Origin of the sequence: Gordonia sp. SMJS1 (genome assembly GCF_029866425.1) — a bacterium.
GTDB lineage: Bacteria > Actinomycetota > Actinomycetes > Mycobacteriales > Mycobacteriaceae > Gordonia > Gordonia hongkongensis.
Genome location: NZ_CP123381.1, coordinates 591,359 through 613,519, shown reverse-complemented (window position 1 = coordinate 613,519; position 22,161 = coordinate 591,359). Strand labels below are relative to the sequence as shown.

20 protein-coding genes and 2 pseudogenes are annotated in these 22,161 nt (G+C 67.5%); 10 read left to right on the top strand and 12 right to left on the bottom strand.

Translation table 11 applies throughout. The features are described from left to right. Positions 1-3: 3 nt before the first annotated feature. A pseudogene (locus QAD21_RS02850) lies at positions 4-428 on the bottom strand (DoxX family protein). A gap of 222 nt (positions 429-650) precedes the next feature. Between QAD21_RS02850 and QAD21_RS02845 the strand changes: the two are divergent. Continuing rightward, a complete protein-coding gene (locus QAD21_RS02845; protein WP_280360503.1) occupies positions 651-2,018 on the top strand; it encodes a M1 family metallopeptidase in 1,368 nt (455 codons plus the stop codon). An 8-nt stretch (positions 2,019-2,026) separates the two neighbouring features. Next, the gene (locus QAD21_RS02840; protein WP_137808609.1) at positions 2,027-3,304 is read left to right on the top strand and encodes a polysaccharide biosynthesis protein; all 1,278 of its coding nucleotides are present in this window, start codon (positions 2,027-2,029) and stop codon (positions 3,302-3,304) included. Between the two features lie 298 nt (positions 3,305-3,602). Here the strand turns inward: QAD21_RS02840 and QAD21_RS02835 are convergent, their stop codons facing one another. Beyond that, positions 3,603-4,457, bottom strand: coding sequence for a glycosyltransferase family 2 protein (locus QAD21_RS02835; protein ID WP_137808610.1), 855 nt, complete (start codon positions 4,455-4,457; stop codon positions 3,603-3,605). Positions 4,458-4,548: 91 nt separating this feature from the next. On the opposite strand from QAD21_RS02835, the gene QAD21_RS02830 reads away from it, so the two are divergent. Then, on the top strand, positions 4,549-5,250 hold the full coding sequence (locus QAD21_RS02830; RefSeq protein ID WP_137808611.1) for a glycosyltransferase family 2 protein: 702 nt from the start codon (positions 4,549-4,551) through the stop codon (positions 5,248-5,250). Positions 5,251-5,257: 7 nt separating this feature from the next. Then, entirely contained in the window at positions 5,258-5,611 is a 354-nt protein-coding gene (locus tag QAD21_RS02825; protein WP_065630498.1) for a DUF2304 domain-containing protein, read from the top strand. Here QAD21_RS02825 and QAD21_RS02820 read toward each other — a convergent pair. Continuing rightward, on the bottom strand, positions 5,608-6,327 hold the full coding sequence (locus QAD21_RS02820) for a hypothetical protein (RefSeq protein ID WP_207624924.1): 720 nt from the start codon (positions 6,325-6,327) through the stop codon (positions 5,608-5,610). The genes QAD21_RS02825 and QAD21_RS02820 overlap by 4 nt on opposite strands. Positions 6,328-6,465: 138 nt before the next feature. Here QAD21_RS02820 and QAD21_RS02815 point away from each other — a divergent pair, with 138 nt between their 5' ends. The 3 genes from QAD21_RS02815 to QAD21_RS02805 all read left to right on the top strand — a co-directional run bounded on the left by QAD21_RS02815 (position 6,466) and on the right by QAD21_RS02805 (position 8,885). Continuing rightward, entirely contained in the window at positions 6,466-7,008 is a 543-nt protein-coding gene (locus QAD21_RS02815) for an EXLDI protein (protein WP_068970632.1), read from the top strand. Positions 7,009-7,140: 132 nt separating this feature from the next. Further along, on the top strand, positions 7,141-8,082 hold the full coding sequence (locus QAD21_RS02810) for an ATP-binding cassette domain-containing protein (RefSeq protein ID WP_137808612.1): 942 nt from the start codon (positions 7,141-7,143) through the stop codon (positions 8,080-8,082). An 8-nt stretch (positions 8,083-8,090) separates the two neighbouring features. Beyond that, entirely contained in the window at positions 8,091-8,885 is a 795-nt protein-coding gene (locus QAD21_RS02805) for an ABC transporter permease (RefSeq protein ID WP_137808613.1), read from the top strand. Positions 8,886-8,942: 57 nt separating this feature from the next. Here QAD21_RS02805 and rfbC read toward each other — a convergent pair whose 3' ends face one another. Continuing rightward, positions 8,943-9,560 carry a dTDP-4-dehydrorhamnose 3,5-epimerase gene (gene rfbC / locus QAD21_RS02800; RefSeq protein ID WP_137808614.1) on the bottom strand — a complete coding sequence of 206 codons (618 nt, stop codon included), beginning with the start codon at positions 9,558-9,560 and terminating at the stop codon, positions 8,943-8,945. A 52-nt stretch (positions 9,561-9,612) separates the two neighbouring features. Then, positions 9,613-10,488: a glucose-1-phosphate thymidylyltransferase RfbA gene (rfbA, locus tag QAD21_RS02795; protein WP_065630504.1), complete on the bottom strand. Its 876-nt coding sequence runs from the start codon at positions 10,486-10,488 to the stop codon at positions 9,613-9,615. 130 nt (positions 10,489-10,618) lie between these two features. Here rfbA and rfbB point away from each other — a divergent pair, with 130 nt between their 5' ends. Continuing rightward, on the top strand, positions 10,619-11,623 hold the full coding sequence (gene rfbB, locus QAD21_RS02790; protein WP_159369962.1) for a dTDP-glucose 4,6-dehydratase: 1,005 nt from the start codon (positions 10,619-10,621) through the stop codon (positions 11,621-11,623). 365 nt (positions 11,624-11,988) lie between these two features. Further along, the gene (gene galE / locus QAD21_RS02785) at positions 11,989-13,008 is read left to right on the top strand and encodes a UDP-glucose 4-epimerase GalE (RefSeq protein WP_280360498.1); all 1,020 of its coding nucleotides are present in this window, start codon (positions 11,989-11,991) and stop codon (positions 13,006-13,008) included. Here galE and QAD21_RS02780 read toward each other — a convergent pair. From QAD21_RS02780 to QAD21_RS02765, 4 genes are all read right to left on the bottom strand, one after another. Next, a complete protein-coding gene (locus QAD21_RS02780; RefSeq protein WP_165630656.1) occupies positions 12,993-13,862 on the bottom strand; it encodes a hydrolase in 870 nt (289 codons plus the stop codon). The two genes, galE and QAD21_RS02780, sit on opposite strands and share 16 nt — an antisense overlap. Before the next feature lie 350 nt (positions 13,863-14,212). Further along, positions 14,213-16,294, bottom strand: coding sequence for a DUF6541 family protein (locus QAD21_RS02775; RefSeq protein WP_165630657.1), 2,082 nt, complete (start codon positions 16,292-16,294; stop codon positions 14,213-14,215). A 111-nt stretch (positions 16,295-16,405) separates the two neighbouring features. Next, positions 16,406-17,668: an MFS transporter gene (locus QAD21_RS02770; RefSeq protein ID WP_165630658.1), complete on the bottom strand. Its 1,263-nt coding sequence runs from the start codon at positions 17,666-17,668 to the stop codon at positions 16,406-16,408. Then, on the bottom strand, positions 17,665-18,330 hold the full coding sequence (locus QAD21_RS02765; protein ID WP_065630510.1) for a GntR family transcriptional regulator: 666 nt from the start codon (positions 18,328-18,330) through the stop codon (positions 17,665-17,667). The genes QAD21_RS02770 and QAD21_RS02765 overlap by 4 nt, the downstream gene beginning before the upstream one ends. A 267-nt stretch (positions 18,331-18,597) precedes the next feature. On the opposite strand from QAD21_RS02765, the pseudogene QAD21_RS02760 reads away from it, so the two are divergent. Further along, a pseudogene (locus QAD21_RS02760) lies at positions 18,598-19,793 on the top strand (NADP-dependent malic enzyme). 124 nt (positions 19,794-19,917) lie between these two features. Here QAD21_RS02760 and QAD21_RS02755 read toward each other — a convergent pair. Genes QAD21_RS02755 through QAD21_RS02745 form a run of 3 tightly spaced genes read right to left on the bottom strand, consistent with a single transcriptional unit; the run spans position 19,918 to position 21,834 of the window. After that, positions 19,918-20,589, bottom strand: a complete 672-nt coding sequence (locus QAD21_RS02755) for a VOC family protein (protein WP_058251398.1) — start codon at positions 20,587-20,589, stop codon at positions 19,918-19,920. Between the two features lie 48 nt (positions 20,590-20,637). After that, positions 20,638-21,345: a hypothetical protein gene (locus QAD21_RS02750; protein WP_277244085.1), complete on the bottom strand. Its 708-nt coding sequence runs from the start codon at positions 21,343-21,345 to the stop codon at positions 20,638-20,640. Between the two features lie 6 nt (positions 21,346-21,351). Continuing rightward, positions 21,352-21,834: an enoyl-CoA hydratase gene (locus QAD21_RS02745; protein WP_083229308.1), complete on the bottom strand. Its 483-nt coding sequence runs from the start codon at positions 21,832-21,834 to the stop codon at positions 21,352-21,354. Positions 21,835-22,161: the final 327 nt, after the last annotated feature.

Genomic DNA, 22,161 nt, shown 5'->3' with positions numbered 1-22,161 from the left:
CCGTCAGACGACGTCTCGGCGTCGGCGTCGCATGATGTAGCTGTCGGCGCCCATCCGGCCGGCCGAGGTGTAGCCGACGGCCAGCAGGCCCGCGATCAGCGCGAGCGGCCACTCGTAACCGCCGTCCATGTTCCAGAACCCGGCGTCCCAGTGCACGAACACGATCGCGCCGATCATATCGGCGATCAGCAGGGTCGCGACGATGGGCAGCAGCAGTCCGAGGATCAGCAGGATGCCGCCGATCAGCTCGACCCATGTCGCGTAGTACGCGGCGAGCTCTGGGTAGGGGATGTCCATGCCGGCCGGCCGAATGCCGCCTTGGTGGCGTCCATACCCTGGGTGACCAGCTTCTGCCACCCGTGGGCGATGAAGATGATGCCGAGTATCAGGCGCGCGAGAAACTGCGCCACACTACCGAATCCGCTCATTCCGCACTCCTCGAATCGATCGGGCGGGCCGGCTGTGCCGCCGCCAGGTACTCTCTCAGTGTCCGGGACAGCATCGCCCCGTCGCGGGTGAACAGCCGAATCGAGACGTCACCACCGAACCGCAACCGCTTCGTGACCGGTCGCAGCGCGTCGCCGACGCGACTCGTCGAGGCGCGCCGCCGCACGTCAGCCCGCCGGGGCAGAACGGAGTAGGAGTCGAGAGTGCCGGGAAAGTCTGGGCTGGGTTCACGTGGCAACTTAGGGCAACCCGTGCTGGGGGCACCCGCCGACGTCCTCGATACATATCTGCCCGACAACGGCAATCTGGGCTATCGCATCTCTCGATACGATCTGGAACTCGAGTACAAGGTGTCGAGCAATCGACTCGAGGGCACCGCGATCCTGACCGCGACGTCGTATGCCGAGCTCAAGCGTTTCACCCTCGACCTGGCGAGCTCGCTGTCGGTGCAACGGGTGTCGGTCAACGACAAGCGCGCCCGCTATTCGCATCGTCGGCACAAGCTGACCATCACCCCCGACACTCCACTCCCCCCGGGCGGGGCGATGACCGTCACCGTCCGATACCACGGCAGTCCGCATCCGATCCGCGGCCCGTGGGGTGAGGTCGGTTGGGAGGAACTGACCGACGGCTCGCTCTGTGCGAACCAGCCCAACGGGGCGGCGTCGTGGTTCCCCTGCGACGACCACCCGAGCGCCAAGGCGCCGTACCGGATCTCGATCACCACCGACAGCCCGTATCACGCGCTCGCCAACGGCGTCCTGGAGTCCAAGCGGGTCCGCGCCGCGCAGACCACCTGGGTCTACGAGCAGGTGGAACCGATGCCCACCTACCTGGCGTCGATCCAGATCGGTCAGTACAAGCAGATCTCGTTGGCGTCCAAACCGATTCCGGTCTCGGGCCTCGTCCCCTCGCGACTCGAGGAGAACTTCGGGGTCGATTTCGGTCAGCAGACCGAGATGATGTCCGCGTTCGTCGAGATGTTCGGGCCGTATCCGTTCCCCCAGTACACCGTCGTGGTCACCGACGACGAACTCGAGATCCCCATCGAGGCACAGAGTTTCTCCACCTTCGGGGCCAATCACTGCGACGGCAGCCGGCACGCGGAGCGGTTGATCGCCCACGAGCTCGCGCATCAGTGGTTCGGCAACTCGGTGACCGCGGCCCGCTGGCGCGACATCTGGCTCCACGAGGGTTTCGCCTGTTACGCCGAGTGGCTGTGGAGTCAGCACTCGGGCGGCCGCAGCGCCGACGAATGGGCGCGTCACTACTACGCGAAACTCGAATCGTCGCCGGTGCGTGTGCCACTCACCGATCCCGGTCCGCGCAAGATGTTCGACGACTGGATCTACAAACGCGGCGCACTCACCCTGCACGCACTGCGGCTGACCATCGGTGACGGCGACTTCTTCGCGCTGCTGCAGCGGTGGACCGACAAGTATCGGTACGGCTCGGTGACCACCGAGGACTTCATGGCGCTCGCCGCCACCCACTCGTCGAAGCCGCTCAAGGATCTCTGGGACGACTGGCTGTTCACGCCCGAGTTGCCGCCGTTCCCGGGTCCTTCCTGAACCGTTCGATGACGACCGATCCGACGACGCCGGGTCCGGACGCCGGTTCGGCCAGTCCGCCAGGCGACACCGACGCACGGTCACTGGGCCGGGTCACGATGGCGACGATCGTCGCGGCCGCGTCGGGGTATGTCGTCCTGCTCTTGGCGGCCAGGCATCTCGGGGCCGTCGGTTACGGCGTGTTCGCCGTGTTCTGGGCCGCCTACGGCCTGGTGACCGGGGCGCAGAACGGGCAACTGCAGGAGACGACGCGGGCGGTCCGGACCGCCGCATCGGAGGGGCTCGCACGGTCGCGCCCGTTGCTGGTCAATGCGGGCATCGGGCTCGGCCTGGCCGTTCTGGTCGTCGCGACGTCACCGTTGTGGAGCTCACGGGTGTTCACCGCGGATCGCGGCCTGTCGGTGCTGCTGCTCGCCGTCGGCGTGGCGAGCTTCGCGGTGTACGCGCACCTGTGCGGAGCGTTGTCGGGGCGGCTGGACTGGTCGTCGTTCGCGGTGCTGCTGTCGGTCGACGCGCTGATCCGGCTCGCTGGTGCCGGTGTCGCGGTCGCGGCCGGCTGGGGCGTCACCGCGTTCCTGGTCGTCACCGTCGTCGGGTCGGTGTCGTGGTGCCTGCTGCTCGTGGTGTCGGCCTCGGCCCGCCGTGCCATCGGCGTCGCCGGCGACGTCGCGCCCCGACGTCTGACGGGCAACACCCTGACCGCGATGGCCGCCGCCGCCGCGAGCGCCGTCCTCGTCATGGGTTTTCCCGTTCTCATCAACCTGACCACCGACCTGCGTGGCGGCCCCGACGCCGACGAAGTCCGGACAATCGGCGCGCTGATCCTCGCCGTCACCCTGACCCGCGCGCCGCTACTGGTGCCGCTCAACAGCTTTCAGGGTGTGCTGATCTCGAGGTTCGTCGACCGCCGGGACCGTCGCCTCGGCGCGCTGGGTGCTCCCCTCGGGATCGTCGCCGCGGTCGGTGGCGTGGGGGTACTGGCCGCGTGGCTGGTGGGCCCGTGGCTGTTGCGATCGGTGTTCGGCGCCGACTTCGATCTCGACGGTGTGGTTGTGGCGCTGCTGACGCTCGGCGCGACGTGCTTGGCGCTGCTGACCGTGACCGGCGCCGCCGCGATCGCCGCGGGCGCCCACCGCTGGCACGCGGCCGGATGGTGGGTGTCGACCCTGGTCGCAATCGCGATGTTGTTGCTGCCGCTCGACGTCGCGACCCGGACCTGCGTCGCCCTCGTCGTCGGACCGCTGGTCGGCCTCGGCGTGCATCTCGTCGGGGTGCTGCGGGCCTGACCCTTCGTGACGCTCGCAAGCTCGCTCCTCAGGGAGCAGGGGGTCGGCTCGCAAGCTCGCTCCTCAGTACCTGCGGCCTCGCGGCCGTCGTTGACCGAAAGAACCGCATACCCCCTGCTCCCTGAGGTGCGAGGAGCGCAAGCGACGAGCCTCGAAGGGCTGGTGAGGCGCGCTACGAGCCCTTCGAGGCTCGCTTCGCTCGCACCTCAGGGAGCAGGGGTTAAGCTCGCTTCGCCCGCACCTCAGGGAGCAGGGGTTGGGCTCGCTTCACACGCACCTCGAGGAGCGGGGGGCGCTCCTAGCTCCCGGCCGAACCCCGCAACCGGCCGACCCCCGCCCCGACGCGAGCCGAGAGGTGGTTCAGCCTCGACGTCGCGTGCCACCTGGCGGCGCGTGCCGCCTTCGGCCAGCCGTGCGCCTCGCAACGCTGCGCTTCGTCGGCGAAGAATCGGTTCTCCTCGGCGAACCGCCGACCGTCGACGGCCTGCACGGAACTCACCGAGGCGCGGTGCCTGCGGTAGGAGAAGACCACCTCGGGGTCGTAGACCAGTGACCCGCCGGCGCTCGCCAAATCGACGAGGAGTGCGAGATCGAGGACGATCTCGAGTCCGGGCCGGAACCCGACCTCGCGCACGGCGGCGGTCCGCCACAACAGGGACGGAAAATAGGTCCAGTTGCCGTGGTACAGCGAGGTGGCCAGCCGTTCCCCCGACAGCACGGTCGCCCGCGGCGGCGCGAGAACCGACTTGATCCGGTCACCGAGCGGCGTGACCGGTTGACCGTTCTCGTCGATGACGTCGACGCCGGGCGCGAGGACCGCGGCGTCGGGATGGTGGCGGGCCATCGTACGGACGGCGGCGAGGTAGGCGCGGTGCATCACGTCGTCGCACCCCATGACCACGAACCAGTCGGCGGTGACCAGCTCGACGCAACGCCGGAAGTTCCCGTTCACGCCGAGGTTGGTCTCGTTGCGGAGGTACTGGACCCGGGCGTCGCCGAGCGACTCCAGCCATTGCCGCGGCGTCGGATCCGGGTAGCAGTCGTCGACGACGACGAGCCGGAGGTCCGGGTCGTCCTGGTCGAGCACACTGGTGACGGCTTGCCGGAACTGGGCGACGTCGCCGTAGAACGGCATCATCACGTCGATCGTCACAGGACAAGACTAACCAGGTCCGATCACGACGCGACCCCCGAGGCGTGCCGGGCGGCAGACCCCGCGCGGAAGCGGGTTAGGGTTGTTGACCATGGCCGAACCCAGTACCAACGCCGACGTGTGGCTGGTGGTACCCGTTTTCAACGAGGGCCAGGTGATCCGCGAGGTGGCGGCCAAGGCCCGCGAGACGTTTCCCAACATCGTCTGCGTCGACGACGGCAGCTCGGACAACTCGGCCGAGGAGATCCGGACCGCCGGGGTGCATCTGGTTCGGCACCCGGTGAACCTCGGCCAGGGTGCCGCGATCCAGACCGGCGTCGAGTATGCGCGTCGCCGGCCGGGGGCACGGTTCTTCGTGACCTTCGACGCCGACGGACAGCACCGGGTCGACGACGTGTCGGCCATGATCGAGCGCTTACGACGCGAGCCGGTCGACATCATCGTCGGAACCCGCTTCGCCGATGGTCGCAGCGAATCGGTTCCGATCCTGCGCCGGATGGCGTTGCGCACCATCGTGTTCCTGAGCCCGCGCACCCGTCGCCTCGGATTGTCCGACGCGCACAACGGACTTCGGGCGTTCAACAAGACCGTGGCCGATCAGCTCGACCTGCTCATGAGCGGGATGAGCCACGCGTCGGAGTTCATCGCGCTCATCGATCACCACCGGTGGCGGGTGGCCGAACAACCGGTGACGATCCTCTACACCGACTACTCGCGGGCGAAGGGACAGTCGCTGATCAACGGGGTCAACATCGTCGCCGATGGCCTGTTCCACACCCGGATGAGGAAGTGATGCCACGATGATCTGGTTCCAGATCTTCGCGATCCTGGGTCTGGTCGCGCTCGTCGGGTTCTTCGTGGTGAACCGGGGCACGGCCCGCGCGTCGGCAGGCGTGAAGCTGCTGTTCGTCGCGTTCATCGGCTTCGGCCTCTACGCGATGCTGCGGCAGGACGACGTCACATGGGTGGCCAACAAAATCGGCATCCAACGCGGCCTCGACCTGGTCCTGTTCCTGCTGGTCATCGCATTCGCCTTCACGACGGTGTCGACGTATCTGCGGTTCCGCGACCTGGAGGTCAAGTACGCGCGGCTGGCCCGCGCGATCGCGCTGCAGGACGCGGAGCGCGAGAACCATTCCGGAACGGGCGACTAGCTCCGGACCGTCGTCGACTGCGCCGCGACCCTCCCCGACTCCAGCCGATCGTTCGCACCATCGGCGGCGGAACGGCTTTCGGCCGCGGCCACCTGGAACATGGTGGCGACGATGGAGGCGTACAACACCAGCTCACCGAAGTTGCCGAGCCAGAGAACCGACGTGCCCGCGGCCGCGGTGACCAGCATCGTCACCGAGCCGAGCAACAGCCAGAACGACCGCACCTGACGCCACGCGGTCATCCCGATCGCGATGAGGATCAGCACGGTGCCCAGTGCGGGGACCGGCGGGCCGGCAGCGGCGGCGTTGGCGTACCGCAGCGCATCACCGTCGGTCGCCGGCGTCAGCTCCAGCGCCACGAAGCACTCGACGATCCCGACGACCACCAATGTGGCGACGAGAACGGCCCCGACCACGACCACCGGGCGACTCCACCGCACCCCCAGACGCCAGGCGAGCACGGCCGCGGCGACAACGATCAGCGGAGTCATCAGCCCGTGAATCCAGAAGCGCGGCAGGTTGATCGCGTACAGGAGGTCACCTAAGACGACCATCCGGCCTACGGCAACCGCCACGTTGTCGAATGTCAGTGCCACGCCGAGCAGGACCACCAACCAGGTGACGGCCCCACCCGACCGCCTCAGGCGGAACACACACGCCGTCAACGCGATCATCCCCAGCCCTATCGCGGCCATGATCGCCGAATTTCCGATCACTCCAGTGAGCATCTGCTCGCCACCTCCCATCGCTCAGCTTACTGAACGATTCGGAGCCGTCACCCTTCCGGACCGCCCACTCGGATGCAGTTTCACCAATCCCTTGCGTCTACGTATACATCTACATATAGTTACCGCATGCCCAACAAGACCATCTACGTCTCCGACGAGGACCTCAAAGTCCTCGAACGCGCTCAACAGGTGTCGGGAGGCAATCTCTCCGGCGCAGTCGTGGAGGCACTACGCGCGTACGTGCGGGCGGCCGACTACCGCGACGCCGGCTACGACGAGGTCGTCCTGCGCGACGGTCCCGACGGAGTGCGTCGTAAACGGTTCTTCGGCAGACTCCTCGCCGAGGAGACCGAGTACGACGAAACCACCGGCAATGCAACCAAATTGACCGCTTACGAAGGGCGGACCGGAAAGATCGTCCTCGCGGTCCACCACGTCGACTGGGCGAACTACGGGGTGACACATCGCCAGAAGACCGGTAACTGGCTGAAAGACCTGACCGGCCTTCCCAGTGTCCGCAGCCTGTTCACCGCCGACCTACCCGACTGGGGTGACTACCGCGTCGACATCGTCGACTCTCCCGACCAGCTCAAACCGCTTGTCCCCGAACGCTTCTACGCACGTACCGCCGCCGCCCTCCGACCCGAGGTCGAAGACCTGGACGTGTGAACCCCACCCGACCGCACCGCTAGAACCACCGAGTACTTCCCGGCGACGTCCATCAGGGACGGTCGTCTACCCACACATGCATATATGCGCATGAGTTTATTTATTGATCCATCAACCACTGGGAGCACGATCATGACAACAACCGCCATCCGCGCCTCCGGACTCACGAAGTCCTTCGGCGACCACACCGTCCTCGACGGTATCGATCTCGACGTACCGGCGGGCACGGTGTTCGCCCTGCTCGGACCCAACGGCTCCGGGAAGACGACCACCGTGAAGATTCTGTCCACGTTGTCGCAACAGGACGCTGGTGAGGTGGAGGTCGCCGGACTCGATCCGCGGACCGACCGCGCCGAGATCTGCGCGCAGATCGGCCTGACCGGGCAGTTCGCCGCCGTCGACACGTTGCTGACCGGGCGGGAGAACCTCACCATGGTCGCCCGCCTGCGACATCTCTCGAAAGCGGCGACCCGCGAACGGGTCGACCGGTTGCTGCGCGACTTCGACCTCACCGACGCCGCGGACCGTCGGGTCGCCGAATACTCCGGCGGTATGACCAGGCGCCTCGACCTGGCCATGACTTTGGTGGGCGAACCGTCGATCATCTTTCTCGACGAGCCGACGACCGGACTCGATCCACGGTCCCGCCGCGCGGTCTGGGACACCGTCCGCGGTCTCGTCGCCGGCGGCACCACCATCTTCCTCACCACGCAGTACCTCGAGGAAGCGGATCACCTCGCGGACCGGATCGCTGTGCTCGACCGCGGCCGCATCGTGGCCGAGGGGACGGCGGCCGAACTGAAGCGTCTCGTGCCGGGCGGATACATCCGGATCGACTTCACGAACGCCGACGACCTCGAACGGGCGCGGTCGCAGTTCCCCTCGGCGGTCGACACCCCGGGCGAGAACACCCTCGCCGTCCCCGGTGGCGCCGGGATCGGCGCTGTCCGCGGCGTGCTCGCCACCCTCGACGACGCCCGGATCGACGCTGCCGGGATCTCGGTCCACACACCGGATCTCGACGACGTCTTCCTCACCATCACCGGCCGCACCGCCGCTACCACCGCCAACTAGGAGAAGTCATGACCACCACGCTCGACCACACCCTGTCCGACTCCGCGGTGATGGTGCGCCGCAACCTGATCCGGCTACGGCGATACCCCACCATGATGTTCTCCACGATTGCGATGCCGGTCGTGATCCTGCTGATGATGACCTACTTCTTCGGCGGTGCCATCGAGAGCGCACTCGCCGCGGACGGACCGCTAGAAGGCAAGTACATCAACTATCTTCTCCCCGGCCTACTGCTCTTCGTGCCGTCGTTCCTGACGGTGGCGGTTGCGGTCTCGGTCAATCAGGACGTCACCGAGGGCATCATCAATCGGTTGCGATCACTGGCCACTCCGCCGACAGCGATCCTGGCCGGACACTTCGTCGGCGCCCTCATCCAAGGTGGGGTCGCGGTCTGCTTCCTGCTCGCGGTCGCGTTCGCGATGGGCTTCCGTGCCGACGCAAGCCTTCTCGACTGGTTCGCGGCCGGCGGATTGCTCCTGCTACTGACCGCCGGCCTCGTGTGGATCGCGGTTGCCATGGGCGTCGTCGCGCCGAATCCGGAGAGTGCGAGCAACATGCCGCTGCCGCTGCTGTTCCTGCCCTATCTGGGCAGTGGGCTGGTCCCGACCGACAGCATGCCCAACGGTGTCCGCCAGTTCGCCGAGTACCAGCCGTTCAGTCCCATCGCCGACACGCTGCGCGGACTCCTCATGGGTCTCGACATCAGTGATCGCTGGCCGTGGGCGCTGGGATGGTGCGTGGTGTTCCTGGTGGTCGGCTACTTCTGGGCGGTCACCGCGTTTCGGCGATCCACTACCGGCTGACGCTTCCCGCCCCGCGACGTGTACGGCTCGCGCCGTGCACGTTTCGGCGTTCGCGCCTCAATCCCGCAGCGAACCCAGGAAGTCGGCCACCTCGTCGTGGTTCGGCAGCAGACCCGACTCACGCGCCTCGGTGAGCCCCGGTGCCGCGGTGTCCTTCGGCGAGAGTTCGAACTCCAGCGGTGAACCGTCCCGGGCGTGCGTCGGCCATTCGATACCCAGTTCCGGATCGAGCGGGTTGATGCCGTGTTCACCCGTCGGGTTGTATCCGGTGGAGCAGAGGTAGGTCACGGTCGAGTTGTCGGCGAGCGCGCAGAATGCGTGGCCGAGACCCTCGGACAGGTAGACCGCACGACGATCCACGTCGTCGAGCAGGACGGTGTCGTAGGTACCGAAAGTGGGTGAGCCGACGCGGATGTCGACGATGACGTCGAGAATCGCGCCGGTGGGGCAGGTGACGTATTTCGCCTGTCCGGGCGGGACGTCGGCGAAGTGCACGCCGCGCAGCACGCCGGCCGCGGACACCGAGAGATTCACCTGCGCGAGGTCGAAGCGGTGGCCGATGGTCTCGCCGATCACGTCGGCCTTGAACGCCTCGGCGAACAACCCACGGGCATCGCCGTGTTGGACCGGGGTGAACTCCCACGCTCCGTCGATGGCGAGCGGGCGGACCTTCATGCGGACACCTTTCCCAGAGTCGGTCGTCGGACATGCGCCTCGGGGGCGGCGCTCAGAAACCCTTGCCCCGCTGCAACAGTTCGAGCAGGTAGTCACCGTAACCCGACTTGCGGAGTTTGTCGGCACGAGCCCGCAACTCCTCGTCGGAGAGATAGCCTTGCCGCCACGCGATCTCTTCTGGGACAGCGATTTTGAGTCCCTGGCGTTGTTCGACGGTGCGGACGAAGTTGCCGGCGTCCAGGAGGCTGTCGAAGGTGCCGGTGTCGAGCCACGCCGTGCCGCGCGGCAGGACGGTGACCGACAGTTTGCCGCGGTCGAGGTAGTGGGCGTTGACGTCGGTGATCTCGTACTCGCCGCGGGAGCTGGGGCGCAGGTTGCGGGCGATGTCGACGACGTCGTTGTCGTAGAAGTACAGGCCGGGCACCGCGAAGTTCGACTTCGGTTGTGCCGGTTTCTCTTCCAGTGAGATGGCGGTGCCGTCGGCGTCGAAGTCGACCACGCCGTAGGCCTCCGGGTTGGCCACCCAGTAGGCGAACACCGCACCGCCGTCGACGTTCTCGAAACCCTGCAACCGGCTGCCGAGTCCGGGGCCGTAGAAGATGTTGTCGCCGAGGACGAGAGCAACCGAGTCGGTACCGATGTGGTCGGCGCCGAGTACGAAGGCCTGTGCGAGTCCGTCCGGGGAGGGCTGGGTCTTGTAGGTCAGGTCGATGCCGAACTGGTCGCCGTTGCCGAGCAGGTTCTCGAAGGCCGGGGCGTCGTGCGGGGTGGTGATGATCAGGATGTCGCGGATCCCGGCCAGCATGAGCGTCGACAGTGGGTAATAGATCATCGGCTTGTCGTAGACCGGGACGAGTTGCTTGCTCACCCCCTGCGTGATGGGGTGCAGCCGCGTGCCCGTACCGCCGGCCAGGATGATCCCTTTCATGGCGATCAGGGTAATGCCCGCGGCCTTTCGCGACGGCACGCGAGTCGCACCGCTGCGCTCACCCGAGGCGAGCAGGTCAGCTGCTCGGTAGAGTGACTGCGACCATCGACCTCGACGAAAGGCGCCGCGCGTGCGTGTTCTCGTGACCGGGGGTGCCGGGTTCATCGGCGCCAACTTCGTGCTGCGCACCCTGACGACCCGCCCCGACGTCTCGATCCGGGTCCTGGACAAACTCACCTACGCCGCCAACCCCGACACCCTCGCCCCGGTCGCCGACCGCGTCGAACTCATCGAGGGCGACATCACCGACGCCGCCCTGGTCGGCCGACTCGTCGCCGAAGCAGACCTCGTCGTGCACTTCGCCGCCGAATCCCACAACGACAACTCCCTGGCCGACCCGTCGGCGTTCGTCTCCACCAACCTCGTGGGCACCTACACCCTGCTCGAAGCCGTCCGCGCCCACCAGGTGCGCTACCACCACATCAGCACCGACGAGGTCTACGGCGACCTCGATCTAGACGACCCGGCCCGCTTCACCGAACAGACCGCCTACAACCCGTCGAGCCCCTACTCCTCGACCAAAGCCGGCAGCGACCTGCTCGTGCGCGCCTGGGTCCGCTCCTTCGGCGTGGCCGCCACCATCTCCAACTGCTCCAACAACTACGGCCCGTACCAGCACATCGAGAAGTTCATCCCCCGCCAGATCACCAACGTGCTCTCCGGGGTGCGACCCAAGCTCTACGGCGACGGCCGCAACGTCCGGGACTGGATCCACGTCGACGACCACAACGACGCCGTGTGGACCATCATCGACCGCGGCCAGATCGGCGAAACCTACCTCATCGGCGCCGACGGCGAGGTCGACAACCGCACCGTCGTGGAGACCATCCTCGAACTCCTCGACCAGCCCGCCGACGCCTTCGACTTCGTCACCGACCGCCCCGGCCACGACCGCCGCTACGCCATCGACTCCACCCGCCTGCGCACCGAACTCGGCTGGACCCCCTCCTACCTCGACTTCCGCGCCGGCCTCGCCGCCACCATCGACTGGTACCGCGACCACCCCGGCTGGTGGCAACCCGCCAAAGAAGCCGTCGAACAGAAGTACGCCACCACCGAACGCGTCACCGGCTGACCGGCACCTCCGCTTATCGACCCAGCCCTCCACTAATTGACCCGCCCCCTCCGCTGGTTAAGCCGGCCCCTCCGCTGGTTGACCCGCCCCCCGCTGGTTGAGCCGGCCCTCCCGCTGGTTGAGCCGGCCCTCCCGCTGGTTGACCCGCCACTCCCCTGGTTGAGCCGCCACTCCGCTGGTTGACCTGGCCCCTCCGCTAATTAATTAGCCCCTCCGCTGGTGACCCGGCCCCTCCACTGGTTGACCCGCACCCTCCGCTGGTTGAGCCGGCCCCGAGCGAAGCGAGGCGCCGAGTCGAAGCCACCTGGTGACCTCCATGCAGTCCACTTGGCCCATTCCCAGGGTCGCCGCTTACGGTGGTCGTCATGCGCGTACTCGTGAGCGGAGGAGCGGGCTACATCGGCTCGCACACCGTCATCCAATTGGTCTCGGCCGGACACAACGTCGTCATCGTCGACGATTTCAGCAATGCCAAACCCACTGTCGTGGGCCGGCTCGAGGCACTGACCGACCGTTCCATCCCCGTCCACGCCTTCGACCTCGCCAACGTCGACAAGACCGAACACTTCTTCGCCCACGAGGACATCGACGCGGTCATCCACTTCGCGGGGTTCAAGGCGGTAGGCGAGTCGGTGGCCAAGCCGCTCGACTATTACCAGAACAACCTCGGCACCACGTTCGCCCTGCTCCGCGCGATGGAGCGCCACGACGTGCACACGCTGGTGTTCTCGTCGTCGGCAACGGTCTACGGCGCCGAGCCACAGTTGCCGATGACCGAGGACCTACCCACGTCGGCGACCAACCCGTACGGCTGGACCAAGGTGATGATCGAGCAGATCCTGCGCGATGTCGCCGCCAGTTCGGACGTGTGGCGCATCGCGGCACTGCGGTACTTCAATCCGGTGGGCGCGCATCCGAGCGGGCAGATCGGCGAGGACCCGTCGGGCATTCCGAACAACCTGATGCCGTTCGTCGCGCAGGTCGCGGTCGGCCGGCGCGAGAAGCTGGCGGTCTTCGGCAACGACTACGACACCCCCGACGGCACCGGCGTGCGCGACTACATCCACGTCGACGACCTGGCCGCCGGCCACGTCGCGGCCCTCGACCGCATCAGCACCGGCGAGACCGGCATGTCGACCTGGAATCTCGGTACCGGGCAAGGGGTTTCGGTCTTGGAGGTCGTGCACGCGTTCGAGAAGGCCAGTGGGCGCCCCATCCCCTACGAGGTCGCCCCGCGGCGGGCCGGCGACATCGCCGCGTCCTACGCCGATCCGACCCGGGCGAACGACGACCTGAACTGGCACGCCGCCAAGACAATCGACGACATGTGCGCCGACACCTGGCGCTGGCAGTCGGGCAACCCGAAGGGCTACCCGGACGCCTGACTCGAACCGGCAGGTCCTCGGGCCGGCGCGTGCGGATCGTCGGGATCGACGATCGAGTCGGTGACCCAGCCGATGTAGCGCCGCGCCGAACTGTCCACCACGTCCCGGGCGTTCTCGGCCACGACGACACCGAACGCGTCGTAGAGCCGGTCGAACCGGAGTTCGTTCACCCGATCGACGATCTGGCGGACGAGCCGCGGTGACAGCGGGATCATGTTCGGATAGCTGCGCATGAAGGTCACCATGCCGGGCTGCATCACGCCCTTGATGGTGTCGCCGGTCAGCACCGAAGCCCGGCCGTCGGCGGCGTCGGGGAGGTGTAGTACCGCGCTGCCGGGAAAATGACCGCCGCACTGGACGAGTCGGACCCCGCCGAGGACTTCGGTGGTGTCCGTCCAGAAGCGCACGACGGGGTCGGGGCGGGTGACCCATCGCCGGTCGGAGTCGTTGTAGTACACCGGAACTCGACCGAATCGATGACTGAGCGAGACGCTCGCGCCCACCAGATGCGGATGACTCGCGGCGATGGCGCCGACCCCGCCGTGCTGCTCCAGCCAGTCGACGAGGGACGGCCCGAGGAAACCCGGCGGTTCCCAGAGGACGTTCCCGTCGGGAGTCGTGACGAACAGGGCACGCTGCCCGATCCCGACGGAGGGCTGCACCGACAGCGCGGTCAGACCGGGCTCCAGTTCGTGGGCGGTCAGCGCGTTGTCGGCGGTCTCGTCGAGCGGAGTCCAGCTGGGACCGCTGACCGGAAGCCACTGCCGGTCGTCGTCGCAGATCGGGCACATCGCGGGCGGCGTCTCGCCCGGCGGGAACTCGTTGGCGCAGAAGACACACATCCAGGGCCGCATGTCCCGACGCTAGCCCGTGCCCGCTCGTCGAACGGGGTGAATGGCCGCCCTCGCTCCGTGAGGTGCGAGACGCGACCCCACTGCTCCCCGAGGAGCGAGACGCGGCCCCACTGCTTCCGAGGAGCAAGACGCGGCCCCACTGCTCCCTAATCCGAAAGAAGCGACCCCATTGCTCCCTGAGGTGTGAGGAGCGATAGCGACGAGCCACGAAGGGCCTGGTGAGACACGTTGCGGAGCCCTTCGTGGCTCGCTTCGCTCGCACCTCAGGGAGCATGAGTTCAGTCGCCCAGGATTGGTCTTCCGTGGCCCACGACGGCCGCCGAGCCGCAGTTACTGAGGAGCGGAGACACTCAGGGCGCGGGCGGCGGCGGGTAGACGAGGTCGTTGACGCGGTAGACCACCGCGTCGCCGCGGCGGAACACCTCGGTCAATCCGGGAGCGCCGTTCTGACGCAACGCCAGGAAGGGGTCGCCCTGGTGACCACGGGCGGGGTCGGGCATGCCGCGCTGGAACTCCCAGTAACTCGGCGGCGAGTCGATCACGTAGTGCACGTTCATGTCTCGCACGATCTGGTCGATGTCCGGGTCGGCGCCGATCTCCGACACACCCCAGAACAGGTCGCGCTGCCGCTCGGAGAACTCGTTGGCCCGGTAGAAGGGGAACATCGGGGTGACCCCGGTGACCGGGTACAGCCAGCCGGTGCCCTGGTCGAGGTTGTTGAGGACGAGGACGTCCTGGGCGTCGGGTTGCGCGGCGAGCCACTCGTAGGCGGCGAGATCGTCGGGCCCGACATACTTGCCGCCCCGCTCCTTCGACGCGATCTGCGCGTTCGGCGGATAACGCACGACGGCGGCGCCGGCGATCAGCCCCAGCAACACCACGTATGTCGCGGCCACCACCCAGCGCGCCTTCCCCGAAGTCGCCTCGGCCTTCTCCTGACCGTCGGCCGGTTCCGACGCCACGCGGCGTCGGACCAGACCTGCGACGCCGAGCGCGAGAACCCCGATCGCGACGCCTGCCGCCGCGGCCGAGAGGATCGCGACCACGAACGTGAGCCGGTGGGGTGAGTTGTAGAAGTAGCCGCCGATCGCCCCGAGCGGGTAGGACAGCGGCCCCAGGGACACCATCGCGTTGGCGGTCACCAGGGCGAACACGAACCATGCGACCAGGCCGGCCCAGCATCGCAGCCATACGAGCGCGATCAGCCCGAGCAGGGTGACGACGATCAGCGGCCACACCGGGAAGTGGTCGAGCTCGAGCGGGATCGTCCCGTTGAACGCGCCCTTGACGAGCCCGTCGAGAACGCCGATCGTCTCCTCACGGAAGTCGAAGAACGGGAGTTCGTTGGTGTCGGCGACCCGGATGGTGCCCAGGACGACCGGTGCGATGAGGACCAGCGTCACCACCGCCGTGACGGCCAGCGTCGCGAGATCGCGCAGGCGACCGGCGACCGGACGCCACAGACCCTCGCACAGCCACCAGAGGCCGACGATCACGCCGACGACGATCAGGCCGGAGGGGTGGGTGGCGGTCACACCGGCCACGGCCAGCGCGGCCGGCAGCACACGCGATCTGTCCGACACCACGCTCATCACGAGGACGGCGGCGACCGGCGCCAGGCTCACGCCGACCGCGTTCGGCACCGAGGTCAGCTGGACCTCGACGTAGGGCAGGGACGGGAACAGCGCGCTCAGCGCACCCGCTGTACCGGCGATGAGAGCCGACGAGTCGACGTCGTAGCGGTGCCGCGCGAACCAGTAGGCCAGCGACGCGACACCGAGCGGAACGGTGATCGCCAGCACGGCGGGCGAATACGTGTTGTAGAGCTCGACCGGGTCGGTACCGGTCAGCGGGAACAGCAACGCACCCAGCGCATGCCAGGTGTTCGGGTAGTAGTTGAACCCCTGGGTGTCGTAGTTCATCAGCTCGCCCATCCGCATGGCCGAGCCGACGCCCGTCTCGTGGATCCAGCGCAGCGAACTGGCGTGCCACAACGAATCCCACACCTGCGAGATGTTGCCGAGACCGGCGAATGCGGTCGTCGCGATCGGCCGGATACAGGTGACGGCGATGACGAGTCCACCGAGTCCGAGCCCGGCGGCGACCCTCACCACCGCGGTCCGTCCCACGCGGGATTCGCCGTCGGCGTCGGGTACCGGCGCCAGCCGCTGACCCCAGCGGGTGAGCAGCAGTGCCGAGTAGACCCAGGCACCGCCGACCGCGAAGACCAGACCCACCAGGGCCGAGACGGCATTCCACTCGAAGCCGACGACGGAGTACAGCACCGTCAGGATCGAGACCAGGGCGAACGTGATGGGCGGACCGGCGGCCAGCGCGACCGGCCACGGGAGGTTCATCCGTCGGCCGACGAACGCGCCGGGCAGGATGAGCACGAGCGCGGTCACGACGACGACCCATGCTCCCAGCATCATCGTCTGCGCCTTTCCACACTCGCCCGCTGCACTCCCCGTCGCACCGCGGTGTCACTGCGCGGTGCCTGATCAAACTCTCAGCAGGTTACCGGGTGGTCGATCGACGACGCGTCACCGTGTGCGGGCGGCCCCGGCGGCCGAGCCTGCCATTGCGGCGGTACCGGGTTCGTCGACGGGCGCACCGTGGCGACGATGTCCGAGCAGAGCGACGATCAGGCTCATCATCGCGGCGACGGCGCCGAAGCCGAACATGACCGGGTAGGTGATCGCCGGCCAGCTCTCCGAGATCCAGGCCAGAACCGCCGGAACCCCGAAGCCGAGGTAGGTCACGCCGTAGAACACGGCCGTGAGCCCGGCGAGGTCGTCGGGTCCGGCGATGCGCTGCACCTCCAGCAGGCCGACGATCATCGCCATGCCGTATCCGCAGCCGAGCAGCGTCGACGCCAGGAGCGCGACCCATACGGTCAGCACGTGTGCCGCCACGGCCGCGAGGACCATTCCGGCCACGAGCACCACGAAGGCGACGACGACACCGCGGAGACTCCCCGGCCGGTTGATCCGCCGACCCAACGACTGGATGCCGAAACCGGCGGACAGGCCGAGGACGCAGCACAGGCCGGCGAACGCGATCGGCGCTCCCGCGGTGCGGGCGGACATGAGGGCGGGGACGATCGCGTAACCCGATGCGGCGGCACCGAAAACCCAGGGCGCCAGTGGCAGCACGACGAACAGGAAACGACAATGGCCCGCGGACGGGATGCGCAGGTCGTCACGCAGACGCCCCGGCGAGTCTTGTCTGGGACGTGTCTCCGGCACCAGCACGATCAGGTTCGTCGCGACGACCGCGACGACGATGTTGATCAGGTACGGCAGCACATGCGGCCACGGCCCCCACTGCGCGAGCACCCCGGCCACCCCGGCGCCGACGCCGAAGCCGGCGGTGAGACTCATGGCCGCGCGACCGGCGCCGGCACCCGTCTGCGCACCGTCTCGGTCGGAGAGTTCCTTGATCCAACTCCCGCCCACGGCCATCGAGAGACCCAGCGCGATGCCGCTGCACACCCGCCCGGCGGTCAGCAGTGCCACCGACTCCGAGCCCGCGGCCAGCAGTCCCGAGCCGACCGCCGCGAACAGCGGGGCGGGCAGCATGAGTGGCCGTCGGCCCAGCCGATCCGACAACGGGCCGCCGATCAGCAGGGCGGGCACGATGCCCAGGACGTAGGCGAAGAGCAACGCGTCGACGACGACCGGCGACATGTCGGTGATCTGCCGGTACATGACCAGCAGCGGCGTGAATTCGTTGCCGCCCCACGCGGTGGCGAACACGGCGAGCGCGACGGCGGGCCATCCGAAGCGCGCGCGGTCGGCGCTCATGCCGGTGCCCCGGGGAGGTCGTGCCCGGGTAGATCGTGAACCGCGACGAGGTGGCCGGCGAGCAGGGTGTCGAAACGTTCGGCGTCGGCGGACTCGATCGCGTCGAGGAGCGCGCGGTGGTCGTCGAGGATTCGGGCCGCGACACTCGCGTCCCGGTGCACCGACGCCGTCGTCATCCGTCGATGCCGCTCCCCGAGCGTGGTGTAGAAGCCGGACAGCAATGCGTTGTCGCCGGCGGCGGCGATGAGCTGATGGAACTCGGCGTCGATGCGGGAGAACTCTCGGATGTCCGAGGCGTCGGACCGACGATGGGCGTCGAGGTTGGCGCGCAGACTCCGCACGAGTCCGGCCACCGCGCCCGGCCGGCCGACGACCGCACGCACCGCGTGCCGTTCGAGGAGCAGGCGTGCGTCCACGACGTCGCGGATCTCGCGCTCACCGATGGGGACCACGAGGGCTCCCCGTTTCGGGTAGAGACGCATCCAGCCTTCGGTCTCCAACCGCAGGAACGCCTCGCGCACCGGAGTACGGCTCACCGAGCACTTCGCGGCGATCTCACCCTCGCTGATCAGCTCACCGCCGGCGATCGCGTTTGTGAGAATTTGCTCCTTGACCTCGACATATACCCGCTCAGCAGCGGATTCGGACGTCGCATGCAACATAGACACAAGTTGTACCTTATCAATGATCATTGGACACTTCACCTGGGCCGACCCACCTTCCGGAACGATCCCAGACGGTGAGACACTTAATCCGGCCGTAACGAGCGTCACCCCGCTCACACGAGCCCGGCCCGCGTCCGCTGAGCTCACCTGCTCGCGTCGATGCGGATCACTTCTAGCTCGCGGGCAGCGTGGCCGGCGAGACGATGCAACCCGCATTTTCGCGGCTTTTCAGGAGGACCCGTGACGAGCACGGAGGACACACGTATGGGTGAGACCCCCTACACCGAACCCACGATCGCCGACCACCCCATCACCGACGAAGAGATCTTCTTGGCCCACGTCGGCGGCAAGCTCTCGGTGGAGCTGCGCGCACCCATCGACACCCAGCGCGACCTGTCGATCGCCTACACCCCGGGTGTGGCCCAGGTGTCGCGTGCGATCGACACCGATGCGACCCTGGTGAACAAGTACACCTGGACCGATCGCCTGGTCGCAGTGGTGAGCGACGGCTCGGCGGTCCTCGGACTCGGCGACATCGGCCCCCGCGCCTCGCTGCCGGTCATGGAGGGCAAGTCCGCACTGTTCCGCAGCTTCGCCGGACTCAACTCGATCCCCATCGTTCTCGACACCCAGGATCCCGACGAGATCGTCGAGACCCTCATCCGACTCCGCCCGAGCTTCGGCGCCGTGAACCTCGAGGACATCTCCGCGCCGCGCTGCTTCGAGATCGAGCGCCGCGTCATCGAGGCCCTCGACTGCCCGGTCATGCACGACGACCAGCACGGCACCGCGATCGTCGTCCTCGCCGCCCTCAAGGGCGCGACGACCCACCTCGGCCGCGATCTCGCCGGCCTGAAGGTCGTGATCTCCGGCGCCGGTGCCGCGGGTGTCGCGTGCGCGAACATCCTTCTGGCAGTGGGCATCTCCGATGTCGTCGTGTTGGATTCCAAGGGCATCGTGTCTGCGGGACGTGACGGCCTGAACGAGTCGAAGAGCGAACTGGCGTCACGCACCAACCGCGCGGGCTGACCGGTGGCGCGGTCGAGGCGCTCGCCGGCGCCGACGTCTTCATCGGTGTGTCGGCAGGTCTGATCCCCGAAGAGCTCATCGCGTCGATGAACGACGATTCGATCGTCTTCGCCCTGTCGAACCCCGACCCGGAGATCCATCCGGAGGCCGCCGCCAAGTACGCGGCGATCGTCGCGACCGGGCGCAGCGACTTCCCGAACCAGATCAACAACGTGCTCGCCTTCCCCGGCGTCTTCAAGGGTGCGCTCGACGCCGGTGCACGACGCATCAGCGAGGGCATGAAAATCGCTGCGGCCGAAGCCATCTTCTCGGTCGTCGCCGACGACCTGCGCGCCGACCGCATCGTGCCCAGCCCGCTCGACGACCGGGTCGCCCCGGCGGTCGCGGCCGCCGTCGCCGACGTCGCCCGCGCCGAGGGGCATTGCTCCTAGCCGTAGGGCTTCGATCTCGACTGAAAACCACCCTCCAGGAGGGCGCCGACGGCAATTTGTCGTCGGTCCGCCTGTGGAGGGTGGTTTTCAGCAGTTCGGCGGCGTCACTCACCACCCCGATTGATCAGTAGTTCTGGTCCTGCCAGGTGCACAGGCACACCTCGTTGCCCTCGGCGTCGGCGAGGACCCAGAAGGCCGGGGCGTACTCGTCGGTGAGGAGTTGGCCGCCGGCGGTGATGGCCGACTGCAGCCGCTCGTGTAGTTCGTCGGTCGGGATCCACAGGTCGACGTGCATCCTGCTCCGCTGGGGACGAGGTTCGTCCATCTGCTGGAACCAAACGCTGGGTAGGCGCCCAGCCGGATCGACGAGGTCGACAGGTTCGCGATCGGCCGCGTCGCCGTAGCCCAGGACGGCTTTCCAGAAGGGCCTGATGGCCGGGATGTCGAGGGCGTCGATGGCGAGGTTGAACTGGGTGACGGGCGCGGACACCGGCTCGAGGCCGAGGTCGGCGGCGATGCCCGTGATCCGGTTCGCCAGCGCGACATCGGCTTCCGTGAGCTGGTGCGCGCTGTGCGTGGTGAGCACGAGATGCACCGTGCCGTAACGCAGATCGATGTCGGGGTGGTGGTTCGCCTCTTCGGCGGCGTCGATGATCTTGGCGACGAACTCGCCGCCCCGCACCATCGATCCGGTGTTGTAGGCGGCGGCGAGTCTGTCGGCGATGACACGCCAGGGATCGGCGACCATCTCGGCGGCCTCGGCGGTGGTGAGCGGTGAGCGAGTGGACCCGGTCATGTCGCCCCATGCTGCCCCGTTCCGGTGGATTGCGAAAGGGGGCGCGCCTCAGTGCCTGTTGGTGGTCGCCGCGGCCAAGGTCGCGATCGCCTGGTGCGTCGCCGGGAGGAACCCGCGGCGCGCCTCCTGGTCCAGGGGGGTGCCGGCGCCGATGACGGGGTCGTAGTCGAGTCCGATCACTCCGCCGACCGCACCGGACACCACGTTGACCAGCATGTCGGCGAGTCCGTCCTGATGGGTGGCCGGTAGTTGGGAGGAGATGACGACGATCGTCTTCTCCAGCACCCCGGCCCGGTCCCATTCGGTGAAGACGACCCGGGCGCGGTTGAGTAAGTCGGGTCTCGCGGCGATGACGAGCACCGGGGTGAGGTTCGGGAGGTCGTCTTCGGCGAGTTCGGGCAGCAACGTGAGCGGATGCGCACCGGCGTCGACGACGGGAACCGCGCCCTGCCGCCACGTCTCGACGACGGCGTCGGTGACCGTCGCCTCCTCGGGCGGAAGCCACAGACCCGTGCCCGACGCCGTGCGCAACAGTTCGGGGTTACCCGACCCGCGGAGCCGCAGCTCGATGTCGCAGTCGTTGCCCGACGCGTCCACCCACCACGAGAGCAGCCCGAGCGTCGACGACGCCCGATGCTCCGCGAGCAGCGCCGAAACAACCGACGTGCCAACGCCTCCCGCTGTCCCGCACACGACGACGGCCCGCTCGGCCCAGGCCTGCGGGTCGCCGTCGCGTGGTGTGGTCGGGTTGGTCATGTGGATTCAGGGAACGAGCATGTAGATGGTCGAACCGTAGCCGGAAGGGACTCGAACAGGACTATTGGGCGAAAACCCACCGAACCCAAGGCTGACTGGACCTGAGCCGGTGTTGATCTCCCAAACCTTCTTCTCGCCCGGACGCGGGCCGAGCGTTGCGGTAACCCATTTTTCCAGGTTGTAACCCCGCACGCTGGTGTAGTAGTTCCCAAACAGCACTCGGCAATTCGGATTACGTTTCCAACTCGCCCCAGCCCCGGTGAACCCGTGCGACCGCACCGTGACCCTGACTACACCCCGCTTACCCTTCGGCGCATCCACAGTCGCGTTGACCGCACCCCGGCAGTAGGAGTGGTCGCCGAATATCCCGAAGTTGTAGCCGGTAGTCGAAACTTGGGGAATCGGAGCCGCGGACGCCTGACCGACGCCCGCCATGCACAAGGCGCCAACGATAAGTCCGACAAAAATAGTCGCGAGTAATCGCTTCATTTGATCCCTCTTTACCTTCTGCGGGCGCTCAGTTACGGGACCAACAGGTAGAAACCCGCCCCGTATGACTGGGGTGAGGCGATCGGGCTGTTAGCCGAGTAGGCAGTTACGCCGAATACGACCACACCCGAACCCGTATGAACGTCCCAAGTCTTGCTCTCACCGCGTCGCGGCCCGAAGCCAGCTCTTACCCACTTCTGAATGTTGAGTCCTCGACCGCTTGTGTACGTTGTCGCGAAGAGGACTCGACACCTCGGATTCTTCCTCCATCCCGGGCCGTCGCCTGTGAACCCGTGCGACCGTGCAGTTACTCGAACCACGCCGGGC

Excerpts from the sequence above, each read along its gene's own strand:
- QAD21_RS02770 (WP_165630658.1), bottom strand. The coding sequence starts at position 17,668 with ATGAGCGCCGACCGCGCGCGCTTCGGATGGCCCGCCGTCGCGCTCGCC.
- QAD21_RS02765 (WP_065630510.1), bottom strand. The coding sequence starts at position 18,330 with ATGTTGCATGCGACGTCCGAATCCGCTGCTGAGCGGGTATATGTCGAG.
- rfbC (WP_137808614.1), bottom strand. The coding sequence starts at position 9,560 with ATGAAGGTCCGCCCGCTCGCCATCGACGGAGCGTGGGAGTTCACCCCG.
- QAD21_RS02825 (WP_065630498.1), top strand. The coding sequence starts at position 5,258 with ATGATCTGGTTCCAGATCTTCGCGATCCTGGGTCTGGTCGCGCTCGTC.
- QAD21_RS02810 (WP_137808612.1), top strand. The coding sequence starts at position 7,141 with ATGACAACAACCGCCATCCGCGCCTCCGGACTCACGAAGTCCTTCGGC.
- QAD21_RS02815 (WP_068970632.1), top strand. The coding sequence starts at position 6,466 with ATGCCCAACAAGACCATCTACGTCTCCGACGAGGACCTCAAAGTCCTC.
- QAD21_RS02805 (WP_137808613.1), top strand. The coding sequence starts at position 8,091 with ATGACCACCACGCTCGACCACACCCTGTCCGACTCCGCGGTGATGGTG.
- QAD21_RS02780 (WP_165630656.1), bottom strand. The coding sequence starts at position 13,862 with ATGCGGCCCTGGATGTGTGTCTTCTGCGCCAACGAGTTCCCGCCGGGC.
- galE (WP_280360498.1), top strand. The coding sequence starts at position 11,989 with ATGCGCGTACTCGTGAGCGGAGGAGCGGGCTACATCGGCTCGCACACC.
- QAD21_RS02775 (WP_165630657.1), bottom strand. The coding sequence starts at position 16,294 with ATGATGCTGGGAGCATGGGTCGTCGTCGTGACCGCGCTCGTGCTCATC.
- rfbA (WP_065630504.1), bottom strand. The coding sequence starts at position 10,488 with ATGAAAGGGATCATCCTGGCCGGCGGTACGGGCACGCGGCTGCACCCC.
- QAD21_RS02830 (WP_137808611.1), top strand. The coding sequence starts at position 4,549 with ATGGCCGAACCCAGTACCAACGCCGACGTGTGGCTGGTGGTACCCGTT.
- QAD21_RS02755 (WP_058251398.1), bottom strand. The coding sequence starts at position 20,589 with ATGACCGGGTCCACTCGCTCACCGCTCACCACCGCCGAGGCCGCCGAG.
- QAD21_RS02840 (WP_137808609.1), top strand. The coding sequence starts at position 2,027 with ATGACGACCGATCCGACGACGCCGGGTCCGGACGCCGGTTCGGCCAGT.
- QAD21_RS02750 (WP_277244085.1), bottom strand. The coding sequence starts at position 21,345 with ATGACCAACCCGACCACACCACGCGACGGCGACCCGCAGGCCTGGGCC.
- QAD21_RS02745 (WP_083229308.1), bottom strand. The coding sequence starts at position 21,834 with ATGAAGCGATTACTCGCGACTATTTTTGTCGGACTTATCGTTGGCGCC.